The sequence below is a fragment of the Clostridioides sp. ES-W-0016-02 genome (assembly GCF_020641035.1).
Taxonomy (GTDB): domain Bacteria; phylum Bacillota; class Clostridia; order Peptostreptococcales; family Peptostreptococcaceae; genus Clostridioides.
In genome coordinates this window covers 2,306,778-2,333,423 of the sequence record NZ_CP061361.1, presented here as the reverse complement: position 1 = coordinate 2,333,423, position 26,646 = coordinate 2,306,778, and the positions used below count along the sequence as shown (strand labels likewise).

Annotated in this window: 20 protein-coding genes, 1 CRISPR repeat array and 1 other annotated feature; of the genes, 12 read left to right on the top strand and 8 right to left on the bottom strand. The window is 26.2% G+C overall.

Annotated elements, in window-relative coordinates:
* Window position 1 precedes the first annotated feature (1 nt).
* From cas5b to IC758_RS11260, 6 genes are all read left to right on the top strand, one after another.
* Window positions 2-745: a type I-B CRISPR-associated protein Cas5b gene (gene cas5b / locus IC758_RS11285; RefSeq protein ID WP_227824014.1), complete on the top strand. Its 744-nt coding sequence runs from the start codon at window positions 2-4 to the stop codon at window positions 743-745.
* Between the two features lie 23 nt (window positions 746-768).
* Window positions 769-3,336, top strand: a complete 2,568-nt coding sequence (gene cas3, locus IC758_RS11280) for a CRISPR-associated helicase Cas3' (RefSeq protein ID WP_227860422.1) — start codon at window positions 769-771, stop codon at window positions 3,334-3,336.
* Between the two features lie 210 nt (window positions 3,337-3,546).
* Window positions 3,547-6,413: direct repeats of the CRISPR family, unit length 30 nt; unit sequence GTTAAACAGTAACATGAGATGTATTTAAAT.
* A 132-nt stretch (window positions 6,414-6,545) separates the two neighbouring features.
* Window positions 6,546-7,040 (top strand): CRISPR-associated protein Cas4, encoded by a 495-nt coding sequence (cas4, locus tag IC758_RS11275; RefSeq protein ID WP_227835456.1) that lies wholly within the window; start codon window positions 6,546-6,548, stop codon window positions 7,038-7,040.
* A 33-nt stretch (window positions 7,041-7,073) separates the two neighbouring features.
* Window positions 7,074-8,072, top strand: coding sequence for a type I-B CRISPR-associated endonuclease Cas1b (cas1b, locus tag IC758_RS11270; RefSeq protein WP_227860421.1), 999 nt, complete (start codon window positions 7,074-7,076; stop codon window positions 8,070-8,072).
* Window positions 8,073-8,291: 219 nt separating this feature from the next.
* A complete protein-coding gene (gene cas2, locus IC758_RS11265; RefSeq protein ID WP_227835458.1) occupies window positions 8,292-8,585 on the top strand; it encodes a CRISPR-associated endonuclease Cas2 in 294 nt (97 codons plus the stop codon).
* Between the two features lie 803 nt (window positions 8,586-9,388).
* Window positions 9,389-10,213 (top strand): DUF5780 domain-containing protein, encoded by an 825-nt coding sequence (locus IC758_RS11260; protein ID WP_227860420.1) that lies wholly within the window; start codon window positions 9,389-9,391, stop codon window positions 10,211-10,213.
* Window positions 10,214-10,622: 409 nt separating this feature from the next.
* Here IC758_RS11260 and IC758_RS11255 read toward each other — a convergent pair whose 3' ends face one another.
* A complete protein-coding gene (locus IC758_RS11255) occupies window positions 10,623-11,747 on the bottom strand; it encodes a DUF3810 domain-containing protein (protein ID WP_227860419.1) in 1,125 nt (374 codons plus the stop codon).
* A 195-nt stretch (window positions 11,748-11,942) separates the two neighbouring features.
* Between IC758_RS11255 and IC758_RS11250 the strand changes: the two genes are divergently transcribed.
* Together IC758_RS11250 and IC758_RS11245 are read left to right on the top strand one after the other, a co-directional pair.
* Window positions 11,943-12,167: a hypothetical protein gene (locus IC758_RS11250; RefSeq protein WP_227860418.1), complete on the top strand. Its 225-nt coding sequence runs from the start codon at window positions 11,943-11,945 to the stop codon at window positions 12,165-12,167.
* 52 nt (window positions 12,168-12,219) lie between these two features.
* A complete protein-coding gene (locus IC758_RS11245) occupies window positions 12,220-12,744 on the top strand; it encodes a GNAT family N-acetyltransferase (RefSeq protein ID WP_227835460.1) in 525 nt (174 codons plus the stop codon).
* A 115-nt stretch (window positions 12,745-12,859) separates the two neighbouring features.
* Here IC758_RS11245 and IC758_RS11240 read toward each other — a convergent pair whose 3' ends face one another.
* Complete coding sequence (locus tag IC758_RS11240) at window positions 12,860-13,006, bottom strand: hypothetical protein (protein ID WP_227434777.1); 147 nt, start codon at window positions 13,004-13,006, stop codon at window positions 12,860-12,862.
* Window positions 13,007-13,144: 138 nt separating this feature from the next.
* Complete coding sequence (locus tag IC758_RS11235) at window positions 13,145-14,071, bottom strand: AEC family transporter (protein ID WP_227482557.1); 927 nt, start codon at window positions 14,069-14,071, stop codon at window positions 13,145-13,147.
* A gap of 189 nt (window positions 14,072-14,260) precedes the next feature.
* On the opposite strand from IC758_RS11235, the gene IC758_RS11230 reads away from it, so the two are divergent.
* Window positions 14,261-16,132: a tetratricopeptide repeat protein gene (locus tag IC758_RS11230; RefSeq protein ID WP_227434775.1), complete on the top strand. Its 1,872-nt coding sequence runs from the start codon at window positions 14,261-14,263 to the stop codon at window positions 16,130-16,132.
* Window positions 16,133-16,225: 93 nt separating this feature from the next.
* Here the strand turns inward: IC758_RS11230 and IC758_RS11225 are convergent, their stop codons facing one another.
* Window positions 16,226-17,161, bottom strand: coding sequence for a magnesium transporter CorA family protein (locus IC758_RS11225; protein WP_227434774.1), 936 nt, complete (start codon window positions 17,159-17,161; stop codon window positions 16,226-16,228).
* A 518-nt stretch (window positions 17,162-17,679) separates the two neighbouring features.
* Between IC758_RS11225 and IC758_RS11220 the strand changes: the two genes are divergently transcribed.
* Window positions 17,680-18,192, top strand: coding sequence for a flavin reductase family protein (locus IC758_RS11220; RefSeq protein ID WP_227434773.1), 513 nt, complete (start codon window positions 17,680-17,682; stop codon window positions 18,190-18,192).
* 314 nt (window positions 18,193-18,506) lie between these two features.
* Here the strand turns inward: IC758_RS11220 and IC758_RS11215 are convergent, their stop codons facing one another.
* The 3 genes from IC758_RS11215 to thrC all read right to left on the bottom strand — a co-directional run bounded on the left by IC758_RS11215 (window position 18,507) and on the right by thrC (window position 22,076).
* On the bottom strand, window positions 18,507-19,505 hold the full coding sequence (locus tag IC758_RS11215; protein ID WP_255630905.1) for an NAD(P)H-dependent flavin oxidoreductase: 999 nt from the start codon (window positions 19,503-19,505) through the stop codon (window positions 18,507-18,509).
* Window positions 19,506-19,691: 186 nt separating this feature from the next.
* Window positions 19,692-20,585, bottom strand: coding sequence for a homoserine kinase (gene thrB, locus IC758_RS11210; RefSeq protein ID WP_227824005.1), 894 nt, complete (start codon window positions 20,583-20,585; stop codon window positions 19,692-19,694).
* A 9-nt stretch (window positions 20,586-20,594) separates the two neighbouring features.
* Window positions 20,595-22,076: a threonine synthase gene (gene thrC / locus IC758_RS11205; protein WP_227850990.1), complete on the bottom strand. Its 1,482-nt coding sequence runs from the start codon at window positions 22,074-22,076 to the stop codon at window positions 20,595-20,597.
* 106 nt (window positions 22,077-22,182) lie between these two features.
* Window positions 22,183-22,412 (bottom strand) — a binding site (T-box leader).
* An 876-nt stretch (window positions 22,413-23,288) separates the two neighbouring features.
* Here thrC and trxB point away from each other — a divergent pair.
* Window positions 23,289-24,197 (top strand): thioredoxin-disulfide reductase, encoded by a 909-nt coding sequence (gene trxB, locus IC758_RS11200; protein WP_227482559.1) that lies wholly within the window; start codon window positions 23,289-23,291, stop codon window positions 24,195-24,197.
* 92 nt (window positions 24,198-24,289) lie between these two features.
* Here the strand turns inward: trxB and typA are convergent, their stop codons facing one another.
* A complete protein-coding gene (gene typA / locus IC758_RS11195) occupies window positions 24,290-26,113 on the bottom strand; it encodes a translational GTPase TypA (protein ID WP_227434769.1) in 1,824 nt (607 codons plus the stop codon).
* 214 nt (window positions 26,114-26,327) lie between these two features.
* Between typA and IC758_RS11190 the strand changes: the two genes are divergently transcribed.
* A complete protein-coding gene (locus IC758_RS11190; RefSeq protein WP_227434768.1) occupies window positions 26,328-26,570 on the top strand; it encodes a hypothetical protein in 243 nt (80 codons plus the stop codon).
* Window positions 26,571-26,646 lie beyond the last annotated feature (76 nt).

The following is a 26,646-nucleotide window of genomic DNA, read 5'->3' as shown; positions in this document are numbered from 1 at the left end:
GATGGAAGTCTTAAAATTTAACCTAAGTGGGAGAACTGCATTTTTTAAAAAGCCAGATGTAAATAGTATAGTTTGTTTTACTTATGGAAATATACATAAAGTCGCACTTATGGGAATTTTGGGAGCTTGCTTGGGACTTAAGGGATATAATCAACAGACTAAAGATGACGAATATCCTGAATTCTACTCTGAACTTGAGAATATAAAAATATCGATAGTTCCAAAAAATGAATTTGGATATATAGATAAAAAGATTCAGAGATTTAATAATTCTGTAGGATATGCTTCAAAAGAAGAAGGGGGAAATCTAATAGTAAAAGAGCAATGGCTTGAAAATCCTAGTTGGGATATATATATACAATTAGAAGATACAGATATTTGTAGAGATTTGAAAAATAGATTTTTATCTAATAAATTTGTTTACATACCTTATTTAGGAAAAAACGACCATATAGCAAATATAAGTGGAATTGAACTAATTAGTGATGCTTATAAATCAGAAAGTGTTGATAAAATAGATAGTTTTTTTACAAGGGAAGATTTTGAATTTGAGAAATATGATTTTGATGATGATGACGATGATTATGAAGAACCTTTTAAGTATCAAGAGAAGCTTCCTTGTAAGTTAGATAGAATAACTAATCAATATATTTTAGAAACCATAATATTTACTAATATGCCAGTTAAATTGCTTAGTAAAAAAGATGTATATAAAGTAAGGGATATGAATTTAATATTTATTTAAATTTATAAATCCAGGAGGGATATATGTATTTTGAAAAAGTTGAATTATTTGATATAAATAGCAATGTAAATAATTATCAAAATATTTATGCACATATAAATAAGGATAAATCTCCAGAAACTTTGAAAGAACATTCAGATTTAGTATACTCATACTTTATGAAATTATGTGTCAAAAAAGATTTAGAATCTTGTTTAAAAAGAATAGAAGATAAATTTTTTAAAAATAACTCTTATTTAAGTAAGAATTTTTATAGAGAACTTATGTTAAATATGGTTTACATGCATGATTTAGGTAAAATTAATGTTTCATTTCAATCTGTAAAAATGAACAATAAAAATTTTAAAAGTATTTCAACAAGATATACTAAACATTCTTTTATTTCGTCTATATTGTATTTTGATTATTATTTTGAAAAGTTAAAGAAAGTTGATGTTGAAGAGAAAAAGATATTGAAGTTGTTTTTAATGATAAATACATATGTAATATCAAAGCACCATGGAGTCTTGAAATCATTTAGGGAATTTTTATCTTCTTTTGAGGATGAATTTGTAAATATTGAAGATAATTTTAAAGATTTATTTATACATAATTATAATTTAGAGATTAAATCAACTTCAAAAACTATTAAAAAAATAATTAGTGATACATATAAGTATTTGGATGATAGTTCTATAAAAGATGGTTTAGATATAGAATTATATATATATTCAAAATTAATGTTTGCAATTGTTACATCTTGTGATTTTTATGCTACATCAGAATATAATGGTGGAAAATCTATAAATGATTTTGGGACTATTGATAATCATAATAAATATTATGATGTATTTAAAAAATCTAAAATATATGAAAATATGAATAGGTACAGAGAATATCTAAATAACGATGAAAAATGCCCATATGAAGATAATGATATAAATAAATTGAGAACAGAGATGAGTATAGAAGTTGAAGAAACAATGACATGTAATCTAAGTAAAAATATATTTTACTTAGAAGCACCTACTGGAAGTGGAAAAACTGTTACATCTATAAATTTAGCATTAAAATTTATAGAATTAAATCAATCATTAAGTAAAATATTTTATATATTTCCATTCAATACATTAGTAGAACAAACCAAAAGTGTATTTATAAATGATTTGTTTAATTCTGTTAAAGATATAGAAAAGGATGTTGTAGTTATAAATTCTATAACTCCGATACAGACCTATGATGACGAAGAAGATAATAAAGATGTTAAAGACTATAGCACAAAACAAAAAATTGACTATGAAAAATCCTTGCTAAATAGACAGTTTTTACACTATCCTATAGTACTTACTACTAACATAGGTTTTTTTAATTATTTATTTGGAGTTTCAAGAGAAGAAAGTTTCCCATTGATACATATGATAAATAGTGTAGTTATATTAGATGAGATACAAAGCTATAAAAATGAGATATGGAAAGAGATTATTTTATTCTTAGAAAAGTATGCTGAAATATTAAATATAAAAATTATTATAATGTCTGCAACTTTACCTAGATTAAATAAATTAGGATGTAATGATGATAATTTTGCTTATTTAGTAAGGTACAGAGATAAGTATTTTAAGAATCCACTTTTTAAAGATAGAGTAAATATAAGTTTTGAAATGTTAAATTCAGAAGTTAATTCTATTGAAGAAATAGCAAAAAAGGTTGTAGAGGAATCAGAAAGATATAATAAGATACTAATAGAGTTTATAAAGAAATCATCAGCATTAGAATTTTACAAGGATATTAAAGAAAAGTTGAAGGATAAGTCAGAAAGCATTTATTTAATAACGGGAGATGATAATAAATTAGAGAGAAAAAAAATAATAAATAAAATTAAAGGTATAGGATCTGTAATCTTAGTTGCTACACAAGTTGTAGAAGCTGGAGTGGATATAGATATGGATTTGGGATTTAAAGATATATCTATAATTGATTCAGACGAACAATTTTTGGGAAGGATAAATAGGTCTTGTAAAAAATTAAATTCAAAAGTTTATTTTTTTAATTTAGATGATGCAAAAGAGATATATAGGAAAGATATTAGAAAAGAGAAAAATTTAACCCTGAATGAGGAGAGCAATAGAGAAATTATTTTAGAAAAAGATTTTGAAAAGTACTACGACAAAATAATAGCTAGAATAGAAGAAAATAAAAATAAACATAATGACGAAAATATAGATGTTTTTACAAATGATATTGTAGGTAAATTAGATTTTAAATCAGTAAATAAAAGGATGACATTGATAGATAAATTAAGAGATTATACAATTTTTTTGAACACTCAAGTAGAAGATGAATCTGGAAATATAGTTGTAGGAAGTGATGTTTGGGAAGATTATGTTTCTCTATTAAAAAATAATGATATTGACTATTCTGAAAAAAGAGTAAAGATGTCTGACATTATGGAAAAATTAGATTATTTTACATATAAACTTCGTAAATTTGATAATTCATTTAATGATTATATAGGAGATATTTTTTATATTGATGATGGTGAACAGTATTTTACAGATGGTAAATTTGATAGAAGCAAATTTAATGAAAATGTAGAACATGAGTATATATAGTAAGGTTAGATTAGAAATAGGATATATAGTATAGTGTAATTAAAATTTATCCCAAGCTAGTCAATGAAGAATAGTTTCTAAGTATTGAAATTTAAATATTTTATAACTTTTATAGATTTTTTATGATTAGCTGGGATAAAAAATCTATATATCAGTCTTTTCAATGTGTTTAAAAGCAATATCCTTTTAAGAGATATTGCTTTTACAGTGGTTAAACAGTAACATGAGATGTATTTAAATATGAAAAGAGTGTTTAGAAATAAGTGAAACACTCTTGTTAAACAGTAACATGAGATGTATTTAAATTCTTTAGATTTAGTCATATACTTAAAAACTTCATAAGTTAAACAGTAACATGAGATGTATTTAAATACTAAAATATTAAATTCATCCCATATCTTTTCATTAGTTAAACAGTAACATGAGATGTATTTAAATGCTTTACAAAAGATTTTTATAATTGTAGGTAGACCTGTTAAACAGTAACATGAGATGTATTTAAATGTTTTTTGAGTATATTCCTTTATTCTAGACATATGGTTAAACAGTAACATGAGATGTATTTAAATAAAACAACTAACCCAGATATAGATGTTGATTTTGTGTTAAACAGTAACATGAGATGTATTTAAATACGACAATATCATTTTCACTTGTACCTTTATAAATGGTTAAACAGTAACATGAGATGTATTTAAATATAATTTGCTTGTGTATAGGTTTTAAGTTCCTTATAGTTAAACAGTAACATGAGATGTATTTAAATCTTGCTACATCAAATATTCCTATAGCTACATTTTTAGTTAAACAGTAACATGAGATGTATTTAAATTACTTTTAGATATAAGGATAAATATGCTCAACTTTAGTTAAACAGTAACATGAGATGTATTTAAATTTTGCATGATTCGCATGAAAAAAGACTTGCATACGCGTTAAACAGTAACATGAGATGTATTTAAATATACTTTGACTGCTTGGGGGTGGTAATTTTGGCTAAGGTTAAACAGTAACATGAGATGTATTTAAATTGAAGATAGACAAAGTTATGCTATGACTGTTGTAAACGTTAAACAGTAACATGAGATGTATTTAAATACTATTGCTTTTGTTAAATCATCAACTTTTTTTACAGTTAAACAGTAACATGAGATGTATTTAAATCTTTTTCGTATAATTTTTCTGATAGAGTCTTGTAAGTTAAACAGTAACATGAGATGTATTTAAATAAATAATACCCCCAATCACTAACGCACCCCTCAAGGGTTAAACAGTAAAATGAGATGTATTTAAATAAATAAAATTTTCTCTAGCCTTTGATATACCATATAGTTAAACAGTAACATGAGATGTATTTAAATGACGCTAAGAAACGCTTATTGACTAGTCTTGAAAGGTTAAACAGTAACATGAGATGTATTTAAATACATATATAAGTTAATTATACGGGATTTACAATAGGTTAAACAGTAACATGAGATGTATTTAAATCTACTCTAAGCCCTTCATGTTGGTACTAGACAACATGTTAAACAGTAACATGAGATGTATTTAAATATATCTTCTAAATTAGATATACCCTCAAAAAATTCAGTTAAACAGTAACATGAGATGTATTTAAATAAAGTATCTACATAAAGAAATTTCCCTTTTTTCTGTGTTAAACAGTAACATGAGATGTATTTAAATAATTCTATATTAATAATAACAGTAACTGGAGGCATAGTTAAACAGTAACATGAGATGTATTTAAATACATAAAAACATCCCCTTTTTATTTATTTTTTTTTAGTTAAACAGTAACATGAGATGTATTTAAATTTAACTCCATGAGTCCATAACCAAAAACTCCTAATTGTTAAACAGTAACATGAGATGTATTTAAATACTTAAGATTAAAATGGTACTCAACTTTCTTTTTAAGTTAAACAGTAACATGAGATGTATTTAAATCAACTGGAAAGCAACAACTACATTAACTGTTTTGTCAAGTTAAACAGTAACATGAGATGTATTTAAATATCCAAGTGTTTAGTCGGCTCTTGCAGTGTTCTCTGGTTAAACAGTAACATGAGATGTATTTAAATAAGACAATTCTGAATAATCTAAAAATATTTCTAGGTTAAACAGTAACATGAGATGTATTTAAATGAGATTGGCAAAAGTAAATTAACTTGCATTTGCCTTGTTAAACAGTAACATGAGATGTATTTAAATATCAACATATTCATTACTTTTTAGCCCTGCGCTGAGGTTAAACAGTAACATGAGATGTATTTAAATATAGAAAGGGCTTCTGAAAGTGATATAATTTGTTTTGTTAAACAGTAACATGAGATGTATTTAAATAGTTGTAAGAGCCAGTTAAAAAACTTTTTTTAACTTGTTAAACAGTAACATGAGATGTATTTAAATGAGTGATTACTTGCAAGAAACAAACGACCATCAAAATAGTTAAACAGTAACATGAGATGTATTTAAATAAGTAAGTCTATAATATTCTAGTTTCATTCACAAACGTTAAACAGTAACATGAGATGTATTTAAATCTTATAACTTCTTGTAATTCTTTTTCAAAAACAACTGTTAAACAGTAACATGAGATGTATTTAAATATGTTAAAAAGAGTTGGTTCAACTAAAGTTTCTTGTTAAACAGTAACATGAGGTGTATTTAAATATCTAAAACAGGTGGAACATTTGTAATTCCATCTACGTTAAACAGTAACATGAGATGTATTTAAATTTTTTTACCTTTTGCAAATGATTGCTTTGTTAGAAAAGTTAAACAGTAACATGAGATGTATTTAAATTAGGGATTATGGTTTGAGATGTTTTACCACAACCAGGTTAAACAGTAACATGAGATGTATTTAAATTTCATTTGTAAGTAGTGTTAAACCTTGTAACATGACGTTAAACAGTAACATGAGATGTATTTAAATACTAAAAAATTAGTTCCTGCTACACCTAAAAGTGATAGTTAAACAGTAACATGAGATGTATTTAAATTTTTTAGGGCAGCACCATAGCCCTCCTTATATTTTGGTTAAACAGTAACATGAGATGTATTTAAATTATTATACAATATTAAATTAAATAAAAATAATTTTATAGTAAATTATATTGTAAAATTATAAATTTTAATATTCTGAATAAGACAATATATGATATACTTATATATAAATAATCAAATAAATAGGTGATATTATGAAGCTTACAGGAACTTTAATAAATTACTATTTTCATTGTAAAAGACAATGTTGGCTACTTGGCAATAGAATAAACCTAGAAGAAAATAGTGAAGATGTAAAAATAGGTAGAATTCTTCATGAGCTAAAAGAAAAAAATTCAAAACATAAAGAAATTGCAATTGAAAATATAAAGATAGATAAATTAACAAAAGAATATTTAGTAGAGATTAAAAAGTCTGATGCTGATGTAGAAGCTGTCAAATGGCAAGTTCTTTTATACTTAAAAATATTAAAAGAAAAAGGAATTGTTAGAAAAGGAAAAATTGAATTTATAGAAAAAAACAAAACCGACAAAAAAATAGTTTTTGTAGATTTGAGAGAAGAAACTGAAAAACAGCTTGTATCTATAGAAAAGGACATTGTCGATTTAATAAATAGGGATAAAGCACCATATCCAGATTTAAAAAAAGGGTGTAAAAAATGCGCTTATTATGAGTATTGTTATATATAAAATTAGATAACAACATATAAGGAGGTGTCATTATTGGGAAAGACAAAATATATTGGCTCAATGGGAGAGCTTTCAAGAAAAGACAATTCAATATGCTTTAGAAAAAATGGAAAGAATGTGTACATACCAGTAGAAAATACTAGCGAAATATTTTGTTTAAATGAAGTATCATTAAATTCTAAATTACTTGATTTTTTATCGAGAGCAAATATTGTTGTTCATTTTTTTAATTACTATGGTGGATATAGCGGAACCTTTTATCCTAAAGAATTTTTGATAAGTGGAAAGGTAACTGTAGCTCAGGTAAAAACCTTTGAGAATAGAAGAGAAGAAATAGCAAAATCTATAGTTAATGGTATAAGGATTAATACAATAAATACATTATCACATTATTATAAACATGGAAATTCAGAAATACAACCATTATTATCACATCTAAAAAAAGATTCTCTAAATAAATTAGAAAAATCGAATAATATAAAAGAAATATTATCAGTTGAAGGAGATATTTGGCAAATATTTTACTCTTCCTTTAAATATATTTTAAGAGAAGAATTTATTTTTAATAAAAGAGTTAAGAGACCACCAGATAATCCCCTAAATGCTATGATATCATTTGGAAGTAGTATATTATATGCTAAAACTGTAACTGCTATATATAATACCCATCTAAATCAAAGTGTAAGTTTCTTACATGAACCAAGTGAAAGTAGATTTTCTTTAAGCTTAGACTTAAGTGAAAATTTTAAACATGCAGTAACATTTAAAACTATATTTGATTTAGTAAATAATAGAAAAATAAATGTTGAAAAACATTTTGATAAAAAATTGAATTATTGTATTTTAAATGATGAAGGAAAACAGCTTTTTATAAATTCCTTAGAAGAAAGGTTAGAATCTGTAAAAGAGCATCCAAAATTGAAAAGAAAGGTAAGTTTGAAAACATGTATAAAACTAGATGCTTATAAAATATTAAAATGTATAATGGAACAAAAAGAATTTATTCCTTATAATTTAAAATATAGTCTATAATTTTAAAAATAAATAAAATTCCTTAATGTAATAACACTAGAATTATAATAGTGATATTATTATTAAATATACATAATATACTATTATAATAGTGCAAATTAAAAGTAGAAATTCTCAGAGATAGTTGAAAATATGAAAGGAGGAAGTTCTGAAAAATAATTATAACATTTTGATTTATTGAAAGTTTATATGTTTTTCAGTTTAAGTAATATATTATATATGAAAAAGAAAAGTAATTTAAATTATAATTATGTATTTGTGGTTTATGATGTAGGAGAAAAAAGAGTAAATAAAGTTTTTAAAATATGTAAAAAGTATCTTTCACATTTCCAAAAATCAGTTTTTAGAGGAGAAATAACTCCATCTAAAATTATGAGTTTGAAACATGATTTAGAAAATATTGTAGATAAAGATAACGATTTTGTATGTATAATAAAATTAATGAATTCTAATATATTTGAAGAAGAAATAATAGGTAATAATAATAGTAATTGTGAAAATTTAATATTATAAATAATTTACTTAGTATACTCATAAAAACAAATATAATAAATTGTTAAAGGATAGTGAAATTAGACGATAGTTAAATTAAACTTGGAAATATTTATTAGTAAGGCTATGGCTGTGAGAAGCATAGTCTTATTTTTATATTTTTTAAAATCTTTTAAAAATCCTTTTTTATATTTAAACTTTCTAAATTAATATCTATAGCTATACATGTTGATTTGTTTATTTATTCTACTTTCGCTTCTAGTCTTATAATGTATTGAATTTATAAAATACAATTGGATAAATCATATCAGGTGGTCTATTTTACCATTCAAGAGTCAAATGCATAACTTTATCAGTAACTTTTAGCTAATAGTGAATGAGGCATATGATGTCTTGATATACTCTGAGTAGAAATACCTTTTATTTCTATGTCTATTTATAGAATTTTAGCATCTTTATTCTTATTGTAATAGCTATAATCATTTAAATGATTATAAAGCTCCGTTTCCAATATTTAATGAATTGTATTTGTAAATAAATCTTTTAGTATCTTTTAAATATATATTGTTGTTTTAACATCATATTGTTAAATAAGTTTTATATATTATGATTCAATTATATAAGTGAGTACCAAAATCCATTCTATATTTATTATAATAAAATTATATTTACTAAAATGAAAATTACAACAGTAGTATTGAAATATAATTACTATTATGGTAATATTTAGTTACTAAAACTATTGATGTATTATGTCAACACAAATATCAATGCATTTTACAAAATGTTTTAGTAAAGATTAATAATAGAAAGGAGAGCAACTTGTGGGATATAAAAAAATATATAGATTGCCTATTTTGGTTATTGCTTTATTGGTTACTGGTACGACAACGGCCTTTTCTCTTAATACAACCAATTCAGAACAAACAAGTGTATGCTTAACAAATTCAGAAAGTACTTCAACACAGAAGGTTTTAGACATTTCAAATAGCAAAGGTATTGCCAATAATAAAAATCTTCCACTAGCCATAAACAATAGCAAAATACAGTTTGATGATAGTCCATATCATTGGCCTAGCAATGTTATAAGTGTTAAGAATAACAGTAAAAAGGCAATCATAGATTATGAAATTGTGTGTCTTGCATATGACAAAAACGGAAAACCACTTGAACTATATTGGGATGCTCAAAATGTAGCCACAAATGGAGAGGTAGGAAGTGTTGGATTTGGTACAGATGGTGTAGATTATGGTATTGTTGCAGGTATATCTCCTGTATCTAAGAAAGCATACTCACATACTTATAGAAGAGTGCAACAATCACCACCAAAAGATATAATAAGTATGTTTGAAAAACAACAAGGTAAGGCATGGGTAGAAAAATGGCTGAAAGAATGGCAACAAATAGAGAAAGAATATGCAAAGAAAAATGCAATAGTTCCAGGTAAGAATCAAAATGATGCTTCTTTATTGTTTGATAAATGGAACCAATCAACTGGAAAGCATGATGTGAAGTATATTATATCATGTGTAAAGCAAGTAACATTTACTGATGGTAGTGCATGGAAAAATTCATCATATGAGACTTGGATGAAAGATTTTCAAGGAAAATCAGTGTCAACTAATGTGTTAGAAAATTACTGTAAGTAATATTTGACACTAATAAGATAAAATCAGGTATACACTTAATTGGTGTTAAGCCAGCTAAATACTTATTGTTCCAATGGAAATAGACATTTTTACAGATGTATTTTAATTGTGAAAATGAATCTTATAGATAGATATACCATAGACAGATATACATAAGATTATAGGCATGTATCAACTTTTGATAGGTGCTTTTTTTATTGGATAAAAAAGATAATGAATGCTATTCAATTTAGAACCTATTTAAGAATATATACTATAATTCTTCCTTGTATCATAAGTATACATGTAGTAAATACTTAGAAATAGTTTGTTTTTAATAATGAACTTATAAAAAATAAACTATTAAATAGTAGAAAAATAGATAAAAATAGCAATTTTTTATCTATTTTTCCATTCTCTATAAATACTTTTAATTATATGGATATAATTCATAATAAGTTAGCAATAAATCAACCATTTTACCATAACTTTGAGTTCCTTCAGCAATTCCATTAGCTTTTAAATAAGAATTATTAAACCCATTGGAAATTTTATCGATTTTACCTTCATATCTTTGCCAAAATTCACTCTCATTTTTTAAATCCCTACGAACAGACTCTGAAATACCAGCAGAAATATCAGAATATGCCTTATAGTCAACTTTGCCTAAAGCAGAAGCAGTATAATTTAAGGCCAAAATATAGCCAGAATAATTAAAATCAATATCAGGATGTTTTATTGAAGTAAGATAACCTATAAAGTTAGCTTCATCTTCACTAGCAAATCCTCTCTGATGTGCCATTTCATGACCAACTGTACAAGGAATATATAAGTCAGGGATTGCAATATTAATATTTGCCTCACCTGTAAAGGGAAAGTATATACCAGTTATTCCTGTATAACACATAAGATGTGATGAAATAACATACTTTGGCTTAGAGTAACTACCACTAACACTAGGTAAAATATATGAAATTTTATCATATCCTAATTGAGCTCTATTTATGACACCTTTATAATCTGTATTAGATTTTACGACACCATTTTTATCTTGTAGTGTAAGTTTTCTAGTTTCATTTGCTTTAGCTACCAAAAATTTATATAACTCAGAAAGTTCTTTAGTACTATGTTGCTTTGATTGGACAGAACTGTTGTTTTTTAAATTGTATTGGTTGATAAGGGTGTTCTCAAGTGGAACTCTATTGTAGTTTATACCCCAAAGTACTACAAAAAGAAAATAAACTATTGATAAAATGGATAATATATTTAAAATAGAATTCTTTAAAAATGTCTTTAAATTTCTATTCTTTTTGAAAATTGTAAATACAATAGAACATAAAAATAAAAAAATAGATATAACTATTATGTACATTGTAATTTCGTAGATAGAAAATGGAAATATTCCTGAAACTTTACTTAATAGCTGTATAACTTTTTTATCTATGGCTTGAGAATAATATTTTTCAACAATATGTGGAATTTTACTTGCTATGAAATTTAAAAACAAAGCAATAGGAAAAAGGATTAAAGAAAAATATTTTATTTTTTTACTCATATTTCACCTCGCAGACTTTAATTTGTATAAATATATTATATATCAATTAAAGTTAGATTGTAAAATAGGTATAGTTATTTATATTTATGACTTTATACTAAATAAATGATAAGTTATAATATTCATATGAATAAACAATTTATGTATAACTAATAATAATTAAAAATAACAATTGTATAAGGAGTAAAAAATATTATGATAATAAGGCTTACTAAAGATAATTTTAATTTTAGATTTAAACAATATGAAGGGATGTTTTTTCATGCTGAAGTAAACGAAGGAGAAGAATCAATTAAATACAAAATAACTAAAGATAAAGGTGGCACTGAACTAAAAGAGTTTGGAAGTACACATATAAAGGATAATATGATATATATACCTCAAATAGAAGCATACATAGATTTAAACAGTATAAAATAAAGATTGTAGGTATTAATTTAAAAAGAGGGTTATGTTTAGGGGGGAATACAGTATGAGTAAAGCATTAGACATAGTAATAAGACCAGTAAGAAGGGAAGACGCACAATCGATTAATGAAATGAGAAGAGCATATAATGTTATGAGAAATACACTAGCATTAATGAGTGATAGGCTGGATAGAACTATAGCTATGCTAGATTCTCTAGGTGAAAATGATTATATGTTTGTGGCTGAAATTGATAATGATGGAGAAAAAAATGTAATAGGTTTTGCTGGTTTACATGTGAATCCATCTCCAAGATTAAGACATAGTGCAGAACTAGGAATAACTGTTGATGAAAAGTATCATGGTATAGGAGTAGGTCAAAAGCTTATGGAACAACTTTTAGACATAGCAGACAATTGGATTAAGTTGATGAGAGTAGGGTTAGAAGTAATTGTAGACAATGAAAAGGGATTAAACTTATACAAAAAACTGGGATTTGAAATAGAAGGAACTAAAAAATATGCTGTAATTAGAGATGGAAAATTTGAAGATGTTTATATCATGGGAAGATATAATAAAGATTTAATTTAACTCATTCCAATAAAAATAGAGAAGTAGAATAGATTATCTATTAATAAAGAATTTTCATTAAAGATAATTTAATATTACTTCTCTATTATATTTTAAAAACTTTATTATCGAAAATTTATAAAAACATTCTATATACAAATAGAATTATTAGCAATATCAAAGCTACCTTAAAAGCTAGACTAGCAACAGTTTTTATAATTTTTACAGAAACGCCTATAGCAACTATAGCAAATACTATTTTAAAGAGTAAATCTATATCCATATTTAAGCCTCCTATTCTATCATACATATAGATATTATTGACAAATATCTAGGAAAAAATTCCATCAATACACTATAATAAATTGTTTATATTTGTAATTTATTGAGTCTATTATTATATAATACATAAAAGAATAAATCAAGATAGTAAAAAAATACTTATAAAAGGTATTGATATAACTGAAAATAATGTCGTAAAAAATACACATTGTGAGGCTAGTGTTACATTAGAGTCATATTGATTAGCAAATATAGCAGTATTTGCAGCAGCAGGCATAGAAGAAATTACTACTGGTATAGCTAAAATCATTTTATCATTAACCCACCCTTTTAGAATAAAGTATATAATCACAGGAAGTACTAATAATCTTACAATAGTAACTAGATATAATCTTTTATTTACAAAACAATCTATTGCTGAAGAATTAGCAAGCAAACTACCAATAATAATCATAGATATTGGTGTAGTCATATCTCCTAACATCTTAAGTGGATCATTTATAAACTGAGGTAATCTAAGACCTGTTATAAATAAAAATAAACCAATAACTACTGCTATTGTAGCAGGGCTTATAAGTGATTTCATTGAAAATCCTTTAGTGCTACTACCTTTAGATAACAAGTAAATTCCCAAAGTAAAAGAAAACAAGTTAAATGGTAGATTAAAAATAGCGGTGTAGAATATAGCCTCGTGACCTAGAACTGCTTCAATTACAGGATAACCCATGAAAGCTACATTTGAAAAAACAACTATATACTGATATATCCCCAGGTCTTTTGTATCTTCACATTTTAAAATGTATTTTAACAAAAAAGCAATTATAATAGAAACTATATACATAACTAAGGATATAAATAATAATAGTAGTATTTTTTGTATCATTTTATTATCAAAGTTAATCTGCATAGAACTAATTATCATAGATGGTAAAAAAATAGTCATTGTCAAATTTGAAAGTTTAGATGTACAGTGTTCATCTAATAAGTTGAATTTTCTGACAAAGTATCCTACTAAAATAATTATAAATAAAACTGCAACTTGAATAAAAATATTGCTGAAATTCATAAAATGTCCCCCCTATATATACATTATATACCAACTCAATAATAAAATCTAATGATTATAAAATTTAAAATTCAATATTACAATATAGTGACAAAAGGTAAAAATTCAATATTATAGCATTAATTATGGTTTATAATGTATAATAATGTTTGAGAGAATATATTTTATAAAATGGGTAGGTAGCGAATAATGAAAAACACAAAATTTTCTATAAGAAAAATAAAAAATATATCTAGTGACCCCAAAGTTATACATACTAAGGGAGCTCTTTTTGAAAAAATGGGAAAGACAGAAAGTGCAATAGAATTATATAAAAGTGCAGCATTAGATAATTATGTAAAATCTCAATATACTTTGGGAAATATATATGAAAATAAAAAGCAATTTAAAGAAGCAGAAAAATGGTATTCAATGGCATATAAGAATGGAAGTGAAGATGCTGCATTTGATTTGGGTAATATGTATTATAGATTAGATGGATATGAGTATGCTATATACTGGTATGAGAAAATAGCTACTATAGGATATTTACAAGCACAAAATAATTTAGGTGTATGCCATTTTAAAATGAAAGATTTTATAAGATGCGAAAAGTGGTTAAAAGAAGCAGCAGATAATAATCTAGGTAAGGCTTGTTTTAATCTAGGAGTATTGTATACATTTTTAGAAAAAGAAGATGAGGCATATGAATATTATAAAAAAGGTTCTGTACTTTTAGATGATGATGCGAAGTATAATCTAGCAATACTAAATGGAAAGAAGAAGGACAATAAATCTACAGTAAGTCTATATAAGCAATTGTATAAGTCTGGTCATATGAAAGGTTGTTTTAACTTGGGTATGATTATGGAAATCAATGATAATTTGGAAGAAGCAGAGAGATATTATAAAAAGAGCGCAGATAGAGAAGATGTAAAATCTGAGTATAGACTTGCATATGTATATGATAGAAAAGAAGAATTAGGAGATGCAATTTATTATTATGAAAAAGCAATAGAAAAAAATCACACACTTTCTAAATATAGACTTGCAAATTTATATAATAGAGAGAATGAGATAGAAAAAGCAAAGACTTATTATAAAATGGCAGCAGAAGATGATATAACAGAAGCTAAAAACAATCTAGCAGGTATATATTTTGAAGAAAAAGATTATGAAAATGCTATAAAGTACTATGAAGATGCTATAGCTGTTGGATGTAAAAGTTCTCTTGAGAATCTTGGAGACTTATATTATCAAAATCAAGATATAGAAAAAGCAGTTTCATATTATTCTAGAATTCCAAATAATGTATCTTGTCAAATAAAATTAGGGAATATATATGAAGATTTAAATAACATAGAAGAAGCTATAAGTTGGTATAAAAAAGCATCTGAAAATGGAGATACCAAATCTAGCTATAGATTGGGATGTATATATGAGAATTTAGGAAATACAAAAAATGCTAGAAAGTATTTTGAGATGGCAAGTAGTAAAAATCATATGAATGCGCGTATACATTTAGGTAGAATTTATTTTAGAGAAGGAAAACTAGAAGAATCTAAAATGATGCTTGACACACCTGCTAATGAAAATAATATATATGCTCAACACATGGTAGGACTTATTTATGATATGTTTTACAAAGATTATGTTAATTCCAAATACTGGTATGAGAAGGCTAGAGCACAAGGTTGTGTTGAATCAATATATAATTTAGGGCAAATTTATTTAAAATTAAATGATGATGCAGAAGCTGAAAAATATTATAAAGAAGGTATTAAATTTGGGAGTAAGAAGTGTGAATATATGCTTGCAGGACTTTACTACAAAAAAAGTTTAGATATGTATATTTCTCTAGCAGATGAAGAATATGATAACTGTGGAGAAATAGTAGAAGATTTCCCTAAACTAAATATAAACTTTGATGAAATATTAATTCCACCATTTAAATTACAGGAAGAAATACTTGATGAAGAAGAGTATGTTCCAATTTATATATTGAACATAAAAGAAAGTTTAGACTCAATGTTGGAAGGTCTTGAAACTGAAATGAGTATAGATGAAGAATATGATAATTAAAAAACCTGATAAAAAGAGTATTTTTAAACTAAATAAAAGCCATTGGAGTAAATGTAAATTAATTAACTCTAATGGCTTTTTCTTATTAATATTTTATAATAGCTTGTTTCTTGACATAAAAAATGTAATTATTATGCATATTATAGAAGTAATGAGCATAATTATCCAAAATCCATTTGGGTTATCAGAAAATGGCATATTGATAACATTCATACCAAAGAATCCTGATATTATTGTAGGTATTGAGAAAATTAGTGTAACTACTGTTAAAAATTGCATAACATTATTTTGATTATTACTTATAATTGCACTGAAAGCATCCATAATTCTACTCAATATATCTCCATAGATTTTAGCCATATCAAGAGCCTGTCTATTTTCGACTATAACATCTTCTAAGAGGTCTTCATCATCTGGATATTTCTTTATACCAGCAGTTCTAACCATCTTGTTTAAGACCAATTCATTGGACTTTAAAGAGGTAGAGAAGTATACCAAAGACTTTTCTAATTCCAATAGTTGTACTAGTTCTTTATTTTTCATAGATTTGTAAATTTCTCGCTCTATTATGATTGTCATTTTATTTATTTTTCTTAAGTAATGCAAGTAATAAGCTGCATTTTTATGAAGAATTTGAAGCAAGAAGCGAGTTTTTTTAAATGTAAAAAAATCTTTAATATGACCAACTATAAAGTCATTTAAAATCTTAGTTTGTGCATTACAAACTGTTATAATAGCTTCTTGAGTTATTATAATACCTAAGGGTATTGTAGTATAATGAGAAGAATTAGAGTCACTTTCGTCTACTGGTATATCTATAAGTATAAGAGTATGATTGTCTTCAACATCTATTCTTGAGCGCTCTTCTTCATCTAGTGCAGATTCTATGCTTTCTACATCTATATTTAATAAATTAGAAATTTCGTTGATTTCACTATGATTAGGTTCAACAAGATTTATCCAACAGCCATCTTCAAAAAAACTAAGTTTCTCTAATTTTGAATCTATAGTTTTGTAATATCTTATCATGGCAACACATCCTTTATTCAGTTTTATATAAATCTCATCATTTAATAGTATCTATTAATTAACTAATTTATATAACTGAATATCTGTATTAGTTTTAAATTTAGATATTATTAAGTGATGAAATTGTAAAAAATTCTCTCCGCAACGGACTAGTATCCATTGCTCATCACTCTCCTTATTTATTATTTTATACATGCCTATATACAAAAGAAGTATTTTAAGCACTCTTTAATATAATACCTTTTCCAGGTATATAAATCAAGTTTTGATTTAGTCAAATGATATTTTTGTCATAATTTACATGTAAAACATAACAGTCATATTTAACTTAGATAAAGTATATATATACTCTGAGTGAAAATATTAAATATATTAGAAAATGAATAGGTATCTATATCCTTACTCCTTTATAATATGTTTAATAAAAAATACTTTATTTTTCAAAGTAAATTCTAGTAATAATTTATGATGAAAATAAAAGTATTATCAATATAATAGAATGAGAGGTTATTAGAGGTATGAGTGAATTTAAAGAGATTATGTCAGAAGAAATTAAAAGTAATCCATTTAAGTTGATAGGTAAAGACTGGACATTGATAACAGCTGAAAAAGAAGGTAAAGTAAATACAATGACTGCTAGTTGGGGTGGACTTGGAGTTATGTGGGGAAAAAATGTTGCTTTTGTAGTAATAAGACCACAACGTTATACTAAAGAATTTATAGATAATACAGATACATTTTCTCTTACTTTTTTTGATGAAGATTTTCGTGAAGAACTTTCTTATTGTGGTAAAGTATCTGGTAGGGGAGAGGATAAAATATCTAAAATAGGATTTAATATAGAATATTTGAATGATACACCTTATTTTAAAGAGGCAAAGTTGGCTATTATATGTAAAAAAATGCACTGCCAAAAAATTGACCCACAATGTTTTATTGATGAAGAGATAGATGGAAGATGGTATCCACAAAAAGATTATCACACTCTATATGTAGCTGAGATAACAAATGTACTTGTAAAAGAAGATTAAATAATATGCAATGATAGGGTTATATCAGTAAGCAGTATTATAGAAAGCAAAGAAAATTTAATTATGATATATAAGTGATTGAGTTTTTATACATGAAATTTTCTACAATTGATTGGAAAATAAATTAAGTAAGAGCAAGGGAAATTTTGAAATATACTATTAATAATGGTGTAAATTATATTTATATAGTATCTTAATAAAAATAAAGATGAGAATATAAATAAGCTAAGGATATAAATATGTTAATATAGATTGATTAGTAACATATTTAAAAATCCTTAGCTTAATAAAAATTTAATTTGTAAATTTTCAAATTATAATTCAGAAATTAATTCATTGATAACATCTTCAACAGAACTTAACTTATCAATTTTATACGCATTATTGCCACAGAATAAAAGTGAATTTTCCACATCTCCTTTAACAGCATTAATTAATGCTTGAGAAATACAGTATGGTGTTTCTTTTGGATTGCAAGGAATCAAACAGTTGTAACATTTTTTTATCTCTGGACGATTAGTTTTAACATCTTCTATAAATTTATTTCTTATAGCACGTCCAGGAAGACCTACAGGGCTTTTAACTATGTGTACATCTTCTTCTGTAGCATTTATATACGCCATTTTAAAGTTTTCATGTGCATCACACTCATAAGTAGCAACAAATCTCGTACCAACTTGTACACCACTTGCTCCCATATCAATATATTTTTTTACATCACTACTAGAAGTTATGCCACCAGCAGCAACAACTGGAATGTTCTTGCCAAATTTTTCTCCATAATTATTTGCAACTTTTAATATCTCAACAAATTCTTTATCATAGTCTATAGAATCTATGTTATCAAGCTCCTCATTAGAGTATCCAAGATGACCACCAGCTTTTGGACCTTCAACAACTATTAAGTCAGCAGTAGTTTTCTCTTTTCTATCCCACATTTTTAAGATTACACTAGCAGCTTTTGCAGTAGAAACTATAGGTGCTATTTTTACATTACTTCCTTTTACTAAAGATGGTAGTTTATTAGGAAGTCCAGCCCCTGATATTATAAGGTCTACACCAGCTTTAACAGCTTCTTTTACATATGTTTCATATTCTTTCATAGCGACCATGAAATTAATGCCAATAATGCCACCATTTGAAATTTCTTTTGCTCTGGAAATATGTTTTTTTATAGCTCTTAAATTTGCATTTATAGTGTTAGTCTCAAAATCTTCCTCATCATAACCAATTTGAACTCCAGAAACTACACCAACACCACCAAGCTTAGCAACAGCACCAGCAAGTGATGATCTAGATATACCAACGCCCATTCCACCTTGAATTATAGGAACTTTTGCAACTAAATCTCCAATTATTAACTCTTTTATGATAATCCCTCCTCAATGTAAACATGTTTAAAGAACTAGATTATAATACTTAATATTATTACCTAGTCCTAATTATTATACTACAAATTATAATAAAAGAGTAGTTATATTTTATATGTGAGACAATAATTATAGAATATTTAAAACTGCTCCTTTAGAATCACAACACAACTCTTTTATTTCCCAATTAGATTTTAAGTTTGATAGATAATCTCTCATATTATGCACGAAATTATCATCATTTTCTTTTATTAAAGCCATTATAGTAGGCCCAGCTCCACTTAAGAATACGCCAATACTATTTAATTGTTCAGATTTTTTAACAATATCACTGTAGTTTTCAATTAAAGTACCCCTATAATCTTGATGCAATTTATCTTGACAAGCTACTTTAAGAAGCTCAAAGTTTTTGTTTAACAGTGCAGACACAAGTAAAGCGACTCTACTAACATTAAACACTCCATCAGAATATGGTATTTCTTTTGGTAAAACACCTCTAGCTTTTTCAGTTGACAGTTTGAAATTAGGTATCATTGCACAAAATTTGAGTTCATTAGGGATTTCTATAATATCGTAGTGTATATTGTCATTATCAGTAACAGAAACAACCATATTACCTAAAATAGCAGGAGCAACATTATCTGGATGTCCCTCTATTTCTGAAGCTATATTTAACAACTGGCATTTATCTAAATTAGCATTTGATAGAGCATTTGCAGCTATAACGCCAGCAACTATACAAGAGGCACTACTACCAAGACCTCTACATATAGGGACATCACTTTGGATTTTTATTTTGATACCAGTAGGTATTTTAGCTGGCTTAACTCTATCAAAGAAGTATTTCATAGATGTATAAACTAAATTATTTTCATTTTTGTAGGCATCTTCGCAACCTTCTATTTCAAGACCACTTTCAATTTCTTCAACATAAAATTTATTATATATATTTAAAGCAATTCCAAGACAATCAAATCCTGGACCTATATTTGCACTTGTTGCAGGAACTATAATTTCTAACATAATAATCACCTATACCTTTAAGAATTTTTCTATAGCTATTTTTAATTCATCCTTTTCATAAATATCTTTATGTAGTATTTCTGCATTTTGAAGATTTCTAATAGGTTTTGGTATATCTACCTTAGCAATATTTGATAATCTATCTATTATGGCAAAATCATCAAGATTTCCCAAATTGGAGTCTATAGATTTTAAAACATCTTCAGAAAACTTAAATGGGCTTGCAGTACTTACAACAACAGTTTTTGTATCATCAGAAGTTTCTTTTTTGTATTTTTCATAACAATTATATGCAACAGCAGTATGAGTATCGATTAAATAATTGTAATTTTTAAAAATATTATTTATCGTGTTTTTAACTTCTTCCTCATTAGAATATTCACCATAGAATGAAGCCAGATTCTTTTTCATATCTTCATTTATTTTATAAACTCCATCTTCACTAAGATTAGATAGAAGTCTGCTTACAGTTTCAGTATTTCTATTTGATATTTCAAATAATAATCTTTCTAAATTACTTGAAATTAATATATCCATAGAAGGTGAAGAAGTCAATTTCAATGCTCTATTTTTATCATATATACCAGTTTTAAAGAAGTCATAAAGTACATTGTTGTCATTTGATGCACATATCAATTTATTTATTGGAAGTCCCATTTGTTTAGCATAATATCCAGCTAAAATATTACCAAAGTTACCAGTTGGGACTACAAAATTTATTTTGTCATTTAACTTTATTTCATCACTATCTACCAATTTCATATATGAATAAAAATAGTATGCAACTTGAGGAAGAAGTCTTCCTATGTTAATTGAATTAGCAGAAGATAAGATATAATTACTATCTAATAGTTTTTCATTAAATTCCTTATTAGAGAAAATTTTCTTTACACCAGATTGTGCATCGTCAAAATTTCCTTTTATACCAACTACATATGTATTTTTTCCAGTTTGAGTCTTCATCTGAAGTTTTTGCACTGCACTTACACCATCTTCTGGAAAGAATACAATTATTTTTATCTTGTCTATATCTTTAAAACCTTCAAGTGCTGCTTTTCCTGTATCTCCAGATGTAGCAGTAAGAATTACAACATCTTTTTCTAAATTATCTTTTTTAATAGATGTTTTAAGAAGGTGAGGCATTATAGTAAGTGCCATATCCTTAAATGCTAAAGTTGGACCATGATATAATTCTAAGAAATAAGCATCATTTACTTTATTTAATGGAGCTATACTAGTGCAATCAAATTTTTCGTCATATGCATTTGTTATACAATCTTTAATCTCAGATTCAGTAAAATCGCATAAAAATTTACTAAGTACAAAAAATGCTATTTGGGAATACGTTAAATTTACTAAATCTATAAGTTCATTTTTTACATTTGGAAATTCACTTGGAACATAAAGACCACCATCGTTTGAAATTCCTTTTATTATTGCTTGTGATGCAGTTACTTTTTCTTTGGTGCCTCTTGTACTTGAATAATACATTTCTATAATCCTCCATATATTTTAAATTTTTAATTAGCTAATTAAACTAGATACAGAATATTTTAAAAACTGAATTTAGGTAATAAAAAAAGACCCTCATCCCTAAAAAAGGGACGAGAATCTGTTTCCCGCGGTTCCACCCAAATTGATTTAAAAAAATCCACTTGATACTTTAACGTAAGTAGTAAAACGTCTATTCTTACTAAAATCATAAGATAACTTCAGATAGAAGCTCATAGGTAGTTTTCAATCTTTCTAGTTAAAGAAACTTTTCAGCTAATAGTTTCCTTCTCTGGTAACCGATTCAGATTTACTCTTCCTAATCAAAGCCTTTCAATATTCTTAATATTATTAATTATTCTAGAATATAAAACAGACAAAGTCAAGTATTAATATAAAAATTTGGAAAAAATATTTTTTGAAATGTAAAAAAACTGTAATCAAATTGACTTATATACAGAATATTTTTTTAACCTTTTTAAATCTATAAAAACTTGAATTTTCATAGAAATGAAGTGGATTTTAATAAAAATTAATTAGAAGATAAGAGTTACATATCTGTAATATTAAAATTTTATGCTACACCATATTACAAAAAAAGTTTACAAAACTTTAATTTGAAAAATGTAATTATATGGTATATCATATAAATATAGATAAATAGCGTTAATATTTAAACGATTAATTGTACTTGAATTAATAAAAGTATATAATTCTTAATTTGAAAAAAATACTATTGTAAAATTACAAATATGTTCAAATTAAATTCACAAGTATTTCACATAATAAGAGTATACTGTAAACAAAAGGAGGTATTAAATATGGGAATAGTACTTATAACAGCAGCATTAGTTTTGGTTATGTATGGACTTTCAATTCTATCATATATATCAGAAAGCAATATATTAGAAGACACTGTAAATGATAACCAATAAGGTTTTAAATTATATAAATAAGTAGAACTGTAAGTAAAAATTACTTTTTATTTACAGTTTTTTTATATATTTATTAAATAAAGTTAACATATAAATAAATAAAGTTAAAATGTAAAAAATAATACTTTATTTATAGCTATCAGTTTTTAAATTAATCCTTTCTATAAACTAACAAAAATAATGTTTTGTTTATAGTATATATGGATAATAATAGTAAAGTATAAGAATAATGAGAATAATATATAAGAAATAATAATATAAAGAGAGGTAAATTGTCATGGTAGATATTATTGTAATTGGTGCTGGACCAGCAGGTTTAACTTCAGCAATTTATGCTATGAGAGCTGGTTTAAGTGTAACAGTCTTTGAAAAAAGTATTTATGGAGGTCAAGTTGCAAGTACATCTGAGGTAGAAAATTATCCAGCAGTTCAAAAAATTTCTGGTATAGAGTTTTCTACTAACATATATAATCAAGCAGTCGATCAGGGTGTTGATATTCAGTTTGATGAAGTAGAAAGGATAAGTTTAGAAGGTAAAGTAAAAATTGTTAAAACAGCATCAGGAGAACATAAAGCAAAGGCTGTTATCCTCGCAAATGGAGTCGAAAGACGTAAATTAGGATGTGTTGGAGAAAAAGAGTTTACAGGTAGAGGAGTATCTTATTGTGCAACATGTGATGGAGCCTTTTTTAAGAATAAAGAAGTTGCAATAGTTGGTGGAGGAAATACTGCATTAGAAGATGCTTTATTTTTAGCTAATAATTGTACAAAAGTGTACTTAATTCACAGAAGAGATGATTTTAGAGGTGAAGAAGTATTAGAAAAGTCAGTAAAGGCAAGAAAAAATATTGAGATACTTTATAGTCATGGTGTAGAAAAAATAGAAGGTGAAAAGACAGTATCAAGAATAGAAGTAAAAGACTTAAAAACTGAGGAGAAAAGAACTATAGATGTAAGTGGTATTTTCATTGCTATAGGACTTAAACCTAACAATAAAATGTTTGAAAATGTACTTGAGTTAGATGAAGGTGGGTATATAGTTTCAGATGAGTCTTGCACAACATCAGTTGAAGGTGTATATGTAGCAGGAGATAATAGAACGAAGTTTTTACGTCAAATAATAACAGCAGCTTCAGATGGTGCTATCGCAGCTGTTCAAGCAGCTAATTATATAAATGTTGAATAAATATAACTCTTAAATAAAAATAGCCATATAACACTATAAAGAAAATATATCTTTAAGTATTATATGGCTATTTAGTAAATAGATATTAGAATTTATTTACCTTGTCTAGACTTATTATATCTTAATCTATCATGTTCATTTAATAATCTTTTTCTAAGTCTTATAGAATCTGGTGTGATTTCAACTAATTCATCATCTTCTATAAATTCTAATGCTTCCTCAAGAGTGAATATTCTAGGAGGTGATAATTTTATAGCATCATCTGAACCAGAAGCACGTACGTTACTCATTTTCTTGTTTTTACAAGGATTAACTACCATGTCATCTTTTCTAGAATTCATACCAATTATCATGCCTTCATAAACTTCTACACCAGGGTCTACAAACATCGTAGCTCTATCACTTAAAGCATTAAGAGAATATCCCATAGTAACACCAGGCCCTTGTGCTATTAAGACACCATTTCCTCTTGAAGGTATTTCACCCTTAAATTCTTCAAATTTTTCAAATGAACGAACTAGAGTACCTTCTCCACGAGTAGCATTTATAAACTCACTTCTATATCCTAAAAGACCACGAGTAGGAGCTAAGAATTCTATTTTTACATAGTCTCCTTCTATTGACATAGACTCCATCATACCTTTTCTCATGTTCAATTCATTTATAATAGTACCTGAATAAACTTCTGGACAGTTTACAATAACTCTTTCTACTGGTTCCATCAATTTTCCATCTTCTTTATGCATTAAAACTTCAGGCTTAGAAACACCAACTTCATAACCTTCACGTCTCATATTTTCAAGAAGTATAGATAAATGAAGTTCTCCACGTCCAGAAACTTTATATCCATCAGTAGTATCAAGAGGTTCAACTTTAAGTCCTACATTTACTTCAAGTTCTTTTTCAAGTCTGTCTTTTAAATGTCTAGTTGTAACGAATTTACCACTTTTTCCAACAAATGGAGAATCATTTACTAAGAAGTTCATAGAAAGAGTAGGCTCTTCTATTTTTATCATTTCCATAGGAAGTGGATTATCTAAATCACATAGAGTTTCTCCTATAGATATATCAGGAATACCAGATATAACAACTATTTCTCCACTAGTAGCTTCATTCACTTCAACTTGTTTTAAACCTTCATATACAGAAAGTCTTGATACTTTTCCTCTAGATACAACAGAACCTTCTCTACAAATAGCAACTTGTTCATTGCTTTTAAGTGTTCCTTTATAGATTCTACCTATACCAAGTCTACCTACATAATCATCATATGCAAGAGCTGATATTTGGAATTGTAGAGATTCATTGTCGTAATCAGGATAAGCTTCAACATGATTTACAATAGTTTTAAATAGTGGAGATAGGTCTTCACTGTCATCATCCATTTCAAGTTTAGCTATACCTTGTTTAGCTATTCCATATATTATAGGGAACTCACATTGTTCGTCTGTTGCATTTAAGTCTACAAATAAATCGAAAACTTCATTAACTACTTCTTCCGCTCGTTGGTCTTTTTTATCAATTTTATTGATAAATAGTATTGGTTTTAAACCGAACTCTAAAGATTTTTGTAAAACAAATCTAGTTTGAGGCATTGGGCCTTCGCTTGCATCAACTAGTAAAATAACTGTGTCAACAGTTTTCATAACACGTTCAACTTCAGAAGAAAAGTCGCTATGTCCTGGTGTATCAACTATATTTATTTTATAGTCTTGATAGTTTATTGCACAGTTTTTTGAATATATAGTTATGCCTCTTTCTTTCTCAAGGTCGTTACTGTCCATAACGCAGTCTTTAACTACTTCATTTTCTCTAAAAACACCACTTTGAGAAAGGAAAGCATCAACTAGTGTTGATTTTCCTGCATCAACGTGGGCAATAACTGCGATATTTATAATTTTATGTTTTTGTGACATTTTTGTTGCTCCCTTCGATTAAAATAACTTATTAATTATATCACAATATATTGTTAGGTACAAGGAAAAATAGATTAAAATGCATTAATATAATTTAAATTAGGTAAAAATGTTGATTTCAAATATATAAATTTATTTTGTTTAAAAAAAATTTTTAGACAAATAATAAATTTATAAATGAACATACTAATTTAAAAGTAGAGGATGATATATATTGGAAGTAACTAAAATAATCATTAAATATTTTACAAGTGAAAGTGATACTTTCATAAAAGAGGAAGTAGATAATTTTGAAGAACTTTTAAGATGTTCTAAAAAGTTTATTGAGGGTAAAAAAATAGAAGAAGATGTTTTATATATAAAATCTAAAGAAAACTACAAAGTAAATGTAGTTAAGTTTATAGAAGTTAAAGAGTTGGAGATAGTAAGAAAACAGCAAATACCCCCATACATGTAATAATAAAATTACTATAAAATGGAATGCATGGAAATAATTTATTGTAAAAAAAAAATTACAAAGCTTATATTTGGGT